Source organism: Eggerthia catenaformis OT 569 = DSM 20559 (assembly GCF_000340375.1).
Taxonomy (GTDB): Bacteria; Bacillota_I; Bacilli_A; order Erysipelotrichales; family Coprobacillaceae; genus Eggerthia; species Eggerthia catenaformis.
In genome coordinates this window covers 3,118-15,010 of the sequence record NZ_KB446652.1, presented here as the reverse complement: position 1 = coordinate 15,010, position 11,893 = coordinate 3,118, and the positions used below count along the sequence as shown (strand labels likewise).

Sequence of the window (11,893 nt, the reverse complement as noted above, 5' to 3'; positions counted from 1 at the left end):
AACTTTTGCTTCGCTTGGAGGAAGCTCCGAAACATCTTCCTTTAATGAACTGATTGTCGGAATAATCGCATGATGATCCGTAACCTTTTTAGAGTTAAATACCGTCTTAATACGCCCTGTGTCAAAGTCATTCTTACCTAAAATGTTATTAACCGTACTTACAATCATATCTTCCGTTAAATATCTGCTGTCTGTTCTTGGATAGGTGATGAGCTTTTTCTCATAAAGGCTTTGGGCATAATCAAGTGTCTGTTTAGCACTATATCCGAAATACTTATTGCACTCTCTTTGCAGTGTTGTAAGGTCAAATGGTCAGTCAGGTTTTGTAATTTTTTCTTTCTGAATGATATCGGTTATTTCAATCTTATCGCCTACTAAATTTATTAGCTGTTCGGCAGCAACTTCGTCATCAATTCTGTCTGTTGAGAGTGTAAATCCGTTTGTTGACAGTTCTACTGTGTAATATTTTTCTTTCTGATAATTTGCTATCTCCTCATCTCTTTTTACGATCATGGCAAGGGTAGGTGTCTGCACTCTGCCAACACTGTAATTTTGCTGATACAGGCAAGAGTAGAGCCTACTAATATTCATTCCGACTAACCAATCCGCAATCGCTCTTGCCTGTGCCGATTCAAAGAGATTATCATAGTCTTTTCCGTCTGTTAGGTTATCAAAACCCTCTTTAATGGCACTATCTTCCATTGAAGAAATCCAAAGGCGTTTCATCTTCTTTTTACAATTCACTTGATTATATACAAGTCTAAAAATACTTTCTCCCTCACGCCCTGCATCGCAGGCATTGATAACCATATCAATCTCTTTATCATTCATCAGCTTTTTAAGGATATTAAACTGTTTCCTCGTGGATTTTGCTATCTCATACTTATAGTTCTTTGGAACAATCGGTAAATCAGCCATATTCCACTTGGCGTACTTTTCATCATAAGCATCCGGATTTGCCATTTGAATTAGGTGTCCAACGCACCAGCTCACCCTATATCCGTTTCCTTCATAATATCCGTCTTTCTTTTTATTTGCTCCAATAACCTTTGCAATGGAGATTGCAACACTCGGTTTTTCCGCAATAACTAACTTCATCTGTGTTTTCCTCCTGTTATAAATCAAAATAGGGCGAAAGATGTTACTCTCCCGCCCTAACTTTGCACCCAAAATCATATGTTTTTAGGTGCGTTTATTCTTCATCTTCTACTTCATCTGCATCATTTATTTCTTCCTCGCTTTCAGCTTCAGAAAAGAAATCATCATCTTCCTCCTCTAAGGCTTCAAGTTCTTTATCTTCTTTCTTTTTTACAACCTTAAAATAGTAGCCTGCCCCCAATGCACCACCTACTACAAGAAGCAAAATAATATAGGTTCCTAAATTACTCTTTTCGTCCTTCTTCTCAGGCTTTACTTCTTCCTTAACAGGTTCTTCTTTTACTACTTCCTGCTTTGGTGCTTCTTTTTTCTCCACCATGTTTAAGAGATCATCTTCGGATACTTCCGTTAAAAGCATTACATTCTCACTATCCTCATCGTGATTGATGATTAAATGAAATGTCTTACCATTTTTAGTCTGAAAGGTAATAAACTGCCTTGCATCTGCCGAATACTTATCCGTTTCTTTGTTATCGCTGCTATCTCCATGATGAATCGGATACTCCTTATTTGCATTATCTTTATTCTCCGTAACGGATGCTCTCGCCTTTGACGGAGATGAAGCTACTCCCTTGTTGGTATTTACACTCTTACTTGCAGACCCCATTGATGAATCCTGACTGTTATTCGCAGGAGCTTTTGCCGTCAACTTATTGGGATAACGAATTTCCTTTTCTTTTGTTTCTGCGTTAGCCGTATCCTTTGTAACAGTCCCTGAACTTGTTGTTTCAGAAGTTCCTTTGCCGTTGTTGCTTACGGGTGTTTGATTTGAAATGCCTGAACTTGTCTTAATTCCGGAAATGGGACTAATCGGTGTAACTGATTGTGATGTTACAGGAGCTTTATTTGTTTCAGTTGCCTTTTTCTCAAGCTCTTTCACCTTTTCCGTCAGCTTATCTATTTCCTTTTTCATATCTTCTGATAAGTCCTTATTCCCCTTATCTTTCTTCATTTTTTCTTTCAGGCTATCAATTTCATCTTCAAGGTCTTTAATTTTATTCTTTTGCTTATCACTTAATTTGTCTTTGTCCTTAAGTTCACAATTTAACTTATCAAGTTTATCCTGAAGTTCTTTTGCCTGCTTTTCCATCTTGGAAATATCGTCTTTAGAAAGCTCTGTCTGCGTTTCCTTATCCTTAACCTCTATCTTTGCTACCTTACGGATAATCTCATCTTTTCCATCTCCCTTTACCTCATAAAACAGAAATTCATCAATAAATTTCATATCATCCGGGAGCATTGGAAGATCTCCGCTATCAATAAGTTGTCCTTTCTCAGCCTTTATCTTTTCTTCCTTAAAGACCTTTTCATCTTCAAAGATATACTTTACATTTACTTCAACTTCCGTTTGAACAGCTTCGTTTTTTGTTGGAGCTTCAGATTTTTGCTCCTGTGCATAAACAACCGTCCAAAGACCTAAAATACAACTAATACTTACAATTACCGCAAGTGCTACCGTCCAAAACTTATTATTCTTTTTCAAACTGGTTTTCATTTGTTTTCTCCTTTTTCATTTCTGCTTTTTGTCTGTTTACCTTTGCCATCAAATCGCTGATTGTGATGTTGTTCTTTCTGCAAATGGCAATGATTTCTTCATTTTCAAGCTCTTCTTCACGAATGAATAAAGGCTCTAATTCTTCATCAATCAGAGCCTTTTTATCCTTTAACTTCTTTATTCTGTTTTTTACTGCTATCAGTTCCTTTTTCAAATTGTTACCTCCTATTTCTTTACATTTGGCGGAAAACCGAATCCTACGGGATGGTGCTTACAAAATGTTGCTATCCAATCATCTAAGGTAGTTACTCTTATTCGACCTATGTTATCAATCACTTTTCCATCTCCAATGTAAATACCTACATGACCATAGGTAAGCCCTGCACTGCTTCCGCTACTGCTGCTTTCGACTGCCACAAGCATTCCGACCTTGAGCTTTGACCTGTCTGATGTAAAGGTATAGTTTCGGTACATATCACAGGCATTCCCGCCTATATATCCAAGTCCTGCATTTTGATAGACCTGTGATACCCACATGGCACACCAGCCTGCACCCGGAGATGGCGTAATGTATGCAGCATTAACAATCTTCTTTTGTACTTCCGTAGATGCCTCATACTCTTTTCCACCGCCGATACCTCCATTTGCACTGATAAGGTCAGAATTACCAAAGGCTTCTCCCATATTGCCTTGTGCAAGGAACAAGGCTTCATAGTGCTTTAGATTATCGGGATAGTTTGCAAAGACCTTTCGGATAATGCTGTCCATCTCTTTTTTATGAAGCGTTACGATGAGTTTTTTATACTCATAAGGTTCTTCGTGGCTTTCGGTATATTCATTGCCATCTTCATCGGTATAGGTTTTTGTAACCGTCCTGTATCTGATTTCAATTTCTTCCCTATACTCAAGGTCATACATGGAATCAAATAATTCTTTTAATATGGATTCTACTTCCGATACACTCTTTACCTCTCCACACCTTGATGTAATGTAGGATAAAAGCTCATGGACATTATGACCGATGTATTCTGTATTATTTAAGATGTATTCATCATATCCGGGATAATTTTCTTTCACATGGTCAACTTCACTTTGAAGCTCACCCTCCATATCTGAAAATTTCTGATTGATTTCCCTTAGGACATTTGGCTTTGATAAATAGCTTGTTGTAAGCACAGAGCTTGTAGAGTTCATAAAGCCTGTCATTCCCGTTCCTGCAAAGTTAATCACAAATGTCCCTAAGATAATGATACCTATGAAAATAAGCATTAGTCCTTTTGCTTTTCGGATAATCATATCCTTTGAGCTTTTCAGTGTTCCGATAAGTCCCTCTTTAATTCGATCTCTAAGCCTTGACTTATTCTCACGAGAAATTGCTGCCTTTACCTGATTTTTCTTTTGAAATCTTTTATATGCACTTGCTCTTTTATACTCATCCGTCTTTTTCAGTTCCTTTTTGGCATCACGAAATTCCAACTTTGACTTACGTTTTCTGATTTTATAGTCCTTATTTGTAAGGTCATAGCCTCTTTTAGCTCTTTTCTTATCCGAGTACTTCTTTATGCCATGAATGAGCTTGGAGCTTGTATCTGCTGTCTTTTCTCCTGCTTCCACTCCTTGATTTTCATCACTTCCATGAGACAGGTAATCTCTTACAGTTTCACTTCCTTTGGCAAGTCCAGAAAGTGCAGATACTTTTACCATATCTTTCTTTAGCTTTTTCTTTTGGTCTTTTTATATGCTGCTATGAACTTTTTCGCTGACAGCATCTTTTCCCGCCTTTTTATCTTCAGGCTTATTCTCCTTTAACACATCATCCTTTTTCCTTGTATAAAGGTTTTCGGTATAGTTTTTTCTCTTATAATTTTTCTTTTGAGCTTTTTGGCTTTTTGAGAAGCTATTTGTATTTTCTGCTTTATGATGAAGATTATCCTCGACATCATAGGTTGACTCAAAGTAGTCGCTATCCCTAAAGTCATTGTCGTATCTGTCTATAATCCCATCATTATCAAGGTCTTTTCCTAAAGGATCATAGATTTTTCCATCCTTAACCTCCGTAATATAATCTGATCTTCCCGTTTCAATTGCGGAATTTACGTCTCCCTTATCTGAAGCTCTATATTTTTCGTTTCTCTTGGATGTTCCATAAGACTTTTCATTATCAGCACTTACCTTACTTGTTTTTTCATGCACTTTATCCTGAAACCGTTCTTTCTCATGAACCATTTTACCTTTGTAATCATCGTTATGTTTTAGCTTACTTTCTTCAGGTATCGTATCTGTTTTACTATGAAACATCTCTCTTTCAAGGCTTGCCTTATGCCTTTCCTTAAAATCCTTTTTCAGCTTCTTTCCCATAGGCTACCTCACTTCTTCCGGCTTGGTAGTCATCTTCTGATATAGAATTGTATCTTTCGGGAACTTATCAAGGAAAGGCACAATGGTATTTCCAAAGAATAGTAGTCCCTCGCCTTCATTTGAGTTGGTAACATATCTGAGCTGTGGAAGTGAGATTTTAAGTTTTCTTGCCAGTATTTCTCTATCTCCTGATGCTTGATTTAGCATTAAGACAAAGTCTGTATTGTCAAAGATATTTTCTATCTCCTTACTCATAAGTAGGTCTTTGACATTTTGCGTGATCCCTGTTGGGATACCTCCCCATTTTCTAAATCTTTTCCAAATCTCTACGGAATAGGATGCTGTCTGCTCATCTTTTAAAAGTAAATGGAACTCGTCGATATAGTATCTTGTCGCTTTGTTTCCTCTGTTTTGTGATACCTTGTTCCACACCTGATCCTGAATGACAAGCATTCCTATTTTCTTTAACTGGCTTCCAAGTTCTTTAATATCAAAGCACAGGAGCTTCTTATTTAAGTCCACATTTGACCTGTGGTTAAAGACATTGAGAGAGCCTGATACATAGATTTCCATCTCTGTTGCCAGCTTCTTACCAACCTTTTCTTCCTGTCCTTTTAACATATCGTATAGGTCTTGCAGTATTGGCATATTACAAGGCTCTGGGTTTTCAAAATACTTTTCATAAATTTTTGGCAGGCATCTATCTATAACGGACTTTTCTTCTGCTGTAAGTCCACTGCCGCCTACTACAAGCTCAAGCATACTCATGATAAAGTTTGCCTTGTCTTTAAGCGGTGCGTCCCCATCTCCGTAGTTTGTGTTTATATCAAGGGGATTCAGGTAATCCTTTGACTTACTGCTGACCTTAATGACTTCTCCCTTAAACTGCCTTACGAGGTTTCCATATTCTCCTTCCGGATCGCAGATAATCACATCATCATCTGTTACTAAAATCGCATTTGCCATTTCTCTTTTGGCACTAAAGGATTTACCGCTGCCCGGAGTTCCGAGGATTAGACCGTTTGGGTTCTTTAATTTCTTTCTATCTGCCATAATCAGGTTATGGCTTAGGGCATTTAGTCCGTAGTAAAGACTATTACTTGAATTGATAAAAAGTTCCTCTGTGGTAAATGGCATAAATACTGCCGTTGATGAGCTTGTCAGTCCTCTATCTATTTCAATCTTATTTACACCAAGAGGCAGCACGCTCACTAAACCTTGTTCCTGAGAATGGTCAAGTCTTTTCAGCTTACAGTTATGCTTATTTGCAATGGAGCTTATTTGAGCAATTGTGTTATCGAGTTTTTGCACTGTCCTTGCAAAGTTCATAAAGACGATACTTACCACAAACATTCGCTCATCTCTTGTCTGCAAGTCTTTTAAGAGGCTTTTTACGTCTTCCCCATAGGTGATTAAGTCCGATGGAAGAATGTCCATATCATAACCGCTTCTTACCGCCTTCTTATTTTCCTCAATCTTCATCTTATCAATATCAGTGTTTTTTCGTTTTACCATCTTAATGGCTTCCGATTGGTCGATTGCCCTAATATGAAAGGAAATATTGATGTTATCGTCAATATCCAAAAACTCGGATAACATCCTATCTGAAAGCTCACTGGCAAGGATTTGAAAATGACTTGTTGCTCCGATGAATTTGCCGAACTTAAAGTATCTACTCGGTGTAAAGTTAAACTCATCAGGCACAATATATGTCTTTGTGCTTTCTCTTTTCTTTAGGTCTTTGTAGGAAAATTCAAATGTTTTATTTGGATTTAAAACATCGTGGAGTATCTTTAGCCTTTCTTCTCCGTTTAGGCTTTCTGCTCTCACACCCATGCTCTTTAGATTAGATAATATATCTATCTCCAGTCTTTCAAGTTTTGATGTTGCCTGTTCTAAATTATCCGCTTCCACTGTAAAGGTTACATACTTTGATTTTTTAAGTCCGTTATTTCCCTTTACAATCTGGCTTTTAAGCATCTCTCTAAATTCAAAGCGTATATCGTCGAAACCGTCCTTTTTATCCGGTATCTGAATTGCCGACTTCATTTCTTCGTTTCGTCCGAGTTGATTGATATATGAAAACTCAATGCTGATGCTCGGATCAAAGGAGTTTAGAAAGTTTGCAAACTGATTAAAAATCAAGTCCCTATCTTCATCTAAGGCAAGCTGATAGTTAATGTCCTGAAAGGCTATACTTTTACTGAAGTGCTTTTCATCAAGCTGGCATATTCCGCTTTTTAAAAGCCTTAGATATGGAATGGTATCTTCTACCGTATATCTTTTCGGTTCTTTCTTAAAGATAAGGTCAAGGATTCCTCCCTTATCTTTTTTTGACTTGCAATTACTTTTCTTTAAGTCCCGCTTTTGACTTCTCAATGCCTTTTCGTTTTGCATGAGTTTTATTTGCTGAATTTTTCTTTTCTTGTTCAAGGTAAACCTCCTTTCTCACTCTCTTTTTTGGTTGATAAAACTTATGAAGGTAGATGTGCTTAAAGTATTTCTCAAATGTCAGTCCGTCTTTTTCAAGTAGTGTGATGAAAAAGATAGGAAGCGTGGATACGATAAGGAATATGACAGCTATGTCATTTGGCACAAACTTCCTCATAAATAAATAGACTGGTATTCCAACCAGTCCTGCAAGTGTGAAGCCTATGAGCTGCCTTTTCGTTAGGTTAAAAGCAACCTTTGTCTTTACCTTATTTAAGTCTTTAGGGATTGGTACATATGCCATATCTTACCTCCCATCTTCTTTACCCTTTGACAGCTCCTCAAAGTGTTCATATACAGAGCCGATTTCTTCCTGAATAGTCTCTATCTGTTCGTTTGTGTTTTTGTTATATCTTTGCTGCATTAGGTAAAAATCGTTATGGCAGCGACCGATGTCCTGTGTTTTTTCTTCCAATTCTTTTACCTTGTTATGAAGTCTGATTCTATCAATTATCGCCATAATGCCTGCTCCAATTACTACTGTTGTAAATACTGTTTTTCTTTTATCCATACTATCTTTCCTTTCTTTTAGTGTGCATTTAATACGCTTTTGGCCAGTGTTCCGCTCTTTAGCATCATTAACCCCAGCAAAACCGCATAGCCAAGTATCGTCATGGTACTTGTGTGTATATCTGTTATCTTAATCGTCTTAACTAAAACTGCGTATATTCCAAGACAAACCATTAAAAAGAGTCCCTGTAGTCCAAGTGCAAATAGTCCTTTGATGTAGTTTGTTCCAATCTGTCCCCACTCCTTGTTTCCCATTGTGGCAAATGGAATGGCTGAAACTGATGAGTAAACATAAATCTCAAACATTCTTCCGTAAACTACAAGCATAATCACAACGGATATTACCTGTATAGCAACCTTTATGAGTGAGGTTTCAAAGAGAATCATGACAAGTTCTCCAAGTCCCTTTTCTTTTAGGGTATCCATCATTGCCACTATCTGATCTCCGGAAACGGTGGCAGAGGTATTTATCACCCCTGCCGCCTTATTTACCATGTGCTGTGCCACATCAAAAACTGCCATTGAAAACTCAAAGGCATGGGATACTAACCATACAGCAATCCACATCTTGATGATGTACTTGAAAAATTCAAAGGTATCTGTATCGTGCATATTGTTCTTTTGCATTACCATATTGATAAGCTCGATACAAAGAACTGCTGTGATGATTAGTCCCGCTATTGGAATGATAACGGAATCGTTAATGCTTTTGATAAAGGCAAATACATCTCCGTTCCACCCCATAGGCGTTTTACCTACATCTGTTGCAACCGCACCAACTTTGTCGTTGATATCAAGAAACATGGACTCTAAGTTTGCTTGGATACCGCCCAGTAAAAGCTCCTTAAAGAATTCTTCTATCTTGTCGAATATTCCAAACATCTAAGCTCTCCTTTTCTTCTCAATTGAGTACACCCGCAAGTAGTGGAATGAGCTTAAGTCCGATAAGAACGATACCTCCTCCAGCCATAAGCTGCTTTATTCCTTGCGATTTTGCTCCGGATAGTGATAGGTAATCCTTTGATATTATCTCCGGATTTTCCCCCACTTCACACCGTGCATGCGACTTTCACCGCACACGGCGTTCCATCACAGGAAAGATTTTCACGTTTTAACTAAGACTTACACACTTCGTAACAAATTATTTTTTTCTCTAAATTGGTGGCAATCCTGCCATTTTTCTAAGCTTATTACATTTCTCAATCTGCTTGAGCGTTAATCCAAGCTCTTTTATATATTTTTGGATTGCATCTTCTTTTGTTGCATGGATGAGTATATGAACTGCCTCCGTAACAAGAATTAAGTTGCTGTAACTGTCTGTACCGCCTTGTTCAAGCGGTATCTTGTGATGGCAATGTATATCGTTTGGTGTAAGTTTTATTCCTGTTACTCCACATCTGCCATATTGAGCTGCAAAGAGCGAAATTCTGTTGTCTGCAAATTCTATGCTTTTATCAAGCACCGGGTGCTTCATCAGCCAGACAAGTGTATCTACATCAATTTGTAGATTTTTATGAATGAAAGCTCTGCCCTTTACAGTGTATTTATTTACAACCTTTTTCTTGTGTTTTGCGTCCTTTGTCCTGATATATCCCACTGGAATTAACGGATGTCCATTAAGGAAGCGAAGCTGTTTACTTTTTCCATATTTTTCTTTGATAAATCCTTTGTTTAGTGTTCCACTGGTTTTAATATCCAGTCTGTTGTTCATCTGCTTTTTAATGTGAAAGGCTATTTTAGCAAAGTCCAAACTCACGTTTGTTGCTATTTGGTAATAATTATGCAAGCCTGAAACAGTAGCATTATACTTAGCTATTGCTTTGTACTGTTCCTTTTCATTTGCAGGTCTTTTTATATCCGCAACACATTTAGAAATATTTTCTTTTGCCTTTTTCAGTGCCTTATCATTTATATGCGACTGTACAACAAACTTTTTGCCTTTTGGTTTAACCTTAAGCTTGAAGCCTAAGAACTCCGAATACCTTTGTTTTAGATTTGTTATTTTAGATTTTTCTTCACTCACATTTAGTTTTAATCTGTCTTGCAACCATTTTGTAACTGCCTGATAAGTTCTTTTTGCATCGTAGTAATTACGGCAAAATATCTTAAAATCATCAGCATACCTTACAATGTATATTTCTTTTAGGTTGCTTGTTCTTAAAGCTCTGTAGGTATGACTTTTTATCTCTGTTCCTTGACTGTTCGTTCTCTGTTTATATGGATAATGCGTGGGTATTGTCAGCCATTGAGAAGAAACCCACCAATCTAATTCGTTCAAGACTATATTAGATAGTAGCGGTGATAATATTCCGCCTTGTGGTGTTCCCTTTGTTGGTGTAATTACCTTTTTATCGGGCATAACTATATCTGCTTTCAGCATTTCCTTAATGATACAAAGTAACTTTTTGTCTTGGATTCCCAAATTCCAAAGTTGCCTTATGAGCTTTGCATGATATACGTTGTCGAAAAATCCTTGTATATCAATATCAACTACATAGTGTAAGTGCTGTATCTGCATTAGTCTTGCACATTCTGCGATTGCGTGTTCCGTACTCCTGTTAGGTCGAAACCCATAGGAGCTGTCATGAAACTTGGCTTCGCATATTGGCTCTAATATTTGCAAGATACATTGTTGTACAATTCTGTCTATAATAGTCGGTATTCCTAAAGGTCTTATTTTCCCGTTAGGCTTTCGTATTTCCACTCTCTTTACAGGGCGTGGTTTATACCAATGAAACTGTTTTTGTATGAGAGAAATGTATTTTTCTTCATTTAGCCTTGATAGATGTTTTATTGTTCTGCCATCTACTCCGGCTGTATGACTGCCTTTGTTCCCTTTGATACTGCGATAGGCGAGTTTTATATTTTCTCTTGAAGTTATCAGCTCCATTAAATTTGAAAATATTTTATTCTTACTGCTATCTTCATATAAATCATCAAGGACTTTTTGCAAGTCATAGTATTCCGTATAACGGATTTTGCTTTGTTTCAGTGTTTGTTTCGAAGTGGACACAGTCACCATCTCCTTTCGGATTTGATTTTCTTTGTCATACTCGAAGCTGTGTTTGTCTTAATTTCAGTTCTTGTACTTTCCTGTGACTGGTGGCTATCCCTCCACGAACTTATTATTTTCGCTTCATAGGTACTGTGCCACCGCTTTCCCCGAGATAAAGAATGGTTATATGCTGTTTTTACAGTCATTTTCCCATTCAACACTTCATTAGCATTAGACTGCTTCCATGTTCCCGGCTTACCACGTTCCGACAATCTTATCTTTGAATACGTTTAGGTTCTTCCTCTAAGCCTGTGTTTAGTTTTCGCCATATCGCCTGTAACGATATATGGATTTTCATAACAACCATTCTTACTCATCCACAAACACCCCATCTTTGATGGGAATTGCCGTTAGGCAAATTCAAACGTTTAGACTTGTACATTCGGAAGTACGTCAGTGCTTTGGTATACACATTCTCACCATGCGTATTCGACACCCGGCATATAGGTAGCACCGTCCACCTCTGAACAGCTTTCGTGTCTGATATGAAATACCAGTCTTACGGCTACTCTCTGCCGACTTCACCGAGCTTTTGACAATGAAATAGTCTAATATTCATTGCCAATCGGAGTATCAGTGTAGGCATTTCAGGGCGTTACCCCGTCATTCTACCTATCAGATTGTCAGTTCTCCTAAGTTTTGAACTTTTTGTCCTTCTACTTAGTGCATAAGCTTTTCACTTATGAACGTGTCGCACGATTGTCATTACCATATCCTTCCATCAGGTTGATAACGCCCCATGCTCCAAGTCCTGCACCTACTGCCATAACCAAAATCTTTAATACATTAACTGCCTGTGTAAAAAATGCCATAAGTTATTCCTCCTC

General features: G+C 37.6%; 9 protein-coding genes and 2 pseudogenes. All 11 read right to left on the bottom strand.

Annotated features, from left to right (window positions below; all coding sequences use genetic code 11):
• A pseudogene (locus HMPREF9943_RS09560) lies at positions 1-1,098 on the bottom strand (DNA topoisomerase); the annotation flags it as partial.
• A 94-nt stretch (positions 1,099-1,192) separates the two neighbouring features.
• Positions 1,193-2,653 (bottom strand): CD1107 family mobile element protein, encoded by a 1,461-nt coding sequence (locus HMPREF9943_RS09555; RefSeq protein WP_004804466.1) that lies wholly within the window; start codon positions 2,651-2,653, stop codon positions 1,193-1,195.
• Entirely contained in the window at positions 2,628-2,867 is a 240-nt protein-coding gene (locus HMPREF9943_RS09550) for a hypothetical protein (RefSeq protein WP_004804465.1), read from the bottom strand. Before HMPREF9943_RS09550 ends, HMPREF9943_RS09555 begins: the two co-directional genes overlap by 26 nt.
• A gap of 11 nt (positions 2,868-2,878) precedes the next feature.
• Positions 2,879-5,011, bottom strand: a pseudogene (locus HMPREF9943_RS09545) (CHAP domain-containing protein).
• Positions 5,012-5,014: 3 nt separating this feature from the next.
• On the bottom strand, positions 5,015-7,444 hold the full coding sequence (locus HMPREF9943_RS09540) for a VirB4-like conjugal transfer ATPase, CD1110 family (RefSeq protein WP_040402914.1): 2,430 nt from the start codon (positions 7,442-7,444) through the stop codon (positions 5,015-5,017).
• Positions 7,356-7,745 (bottom strand): PrgI family protein, encoded by a 390-nt coding sequence (locus HMPREF9943_RS09535; protein WP_004804452.1) that lies wholly within the window; start codon positions 7,743-7,745, stop codon positions 7,356-7,358. The genes HMPREF9943_RS09540 and HMPREF9943_RS09535 overlap by 89 nt, the downstream gene beginning before the upstream one ends.
• A 3-nt stretch (positions 7,746-7,748) precedes the next feature.
• Positions 7,749-8,012 (bottom strand): hypothetical protein, encoded by a 264-nt coding sequence (locus HMPREF9943_RS09530; protein ID WP_004804451.1) that lies wholly within the window; start codon positions 8,010-8,012, stop codon positions 7,749-7,751.
• Between the two features lie 17 nt (positions 8,013-8,029).
• Positions 8,030-8,893 (bottom strand): VirB6/TrbL-like conjugal transfer protein, CD1112 family, encoded by an 864-nt coding sequence (locus HMPREF9943_RS09525; protein ID WP_000466908.1) that lies wholly within the window; start codon positions 8,891-8,893, stop codon positions 8,030-8,032.
• Between the two features lie 19 nt (positions 8,894-8,912).
• A complete protein-coding gene (locus tag HMPREF9943_RS09990) occupies positions 8,913-9,059 on the bottom strand; it encodes a Maff2 family mobile element protein (RefSeq protein ID WP_081602258.1) in 147 nt (48 codons plus the stop codon).
• A gap of 105 nt (positions 9,060-9,164) precedes the next feature.
• On the bottom strand, positions 9,165-11,024 hold the full coding sequence (gene ltrA / locus HMPREF9943_RS09520; RefSeq protein WP_004804438.1) for a group II intron reverse transcriptase/maturase: 1,860 nt from the start codon (positions 11,022-11,024) through the stop codon (positions 9,165-9,167).
• Between the two features lie 722 nt (positions 11,025-11,746).
• On the bottom strand, positions 11,747-11,878 hold the full coding sequence (locus HMPREF9943_RS09985; RefSeq protein WP_003034004.1) for a Maff2 family mobile element protein: 132 nt from the start codon (positions 11,876-11,878) through the stop codon (positions 11,747-11,749).
• Positions 11,879-11,893: the final 15 nt, after the last annotated feature.

Excerpts from the sequence above, each read along its gene's own strand:
- HMPREF9943_RS09555 (WP_004804466.1), bottom strand. The coding sequence starts at position 2,653 with ATGAAAACCAGTTTGAAAAAGAATAATAAGTTTTGGACGGTAGCACTT.
- HMPREF9943_RS09535 (WP_004804452.1), bottom strand. The coding sequence starts at position 7,745 with ATGGCATATGTACCAATCCCTAAAGACTTAAATAAGGTAAAGACAAAG.
- HMPREF9943_RS09530 (WP_004804451.1), bottom strand. The coding sequence starts at position 8,012 with ATGGATAAAAGAAAAACAGTATTTACAACAGTAGTAATTGGAGCAGGC.
- HMPREF9943_RS09525 (WP_000466908.1), bottom strand. The coding sequence starts at position 8,893 with ATGTTTGGAATATTCGACAAGATAGAAGAATTCTTTAAGGAGCTTTTA.
- HMPREF9943_RS09985 (WP_003034004.1), bottom strand. The coding sequence starts at position 11,878 with ATGGCATTTTTTACACAGGCAGTTAATGTATTAAAGATTTTGGTTATG.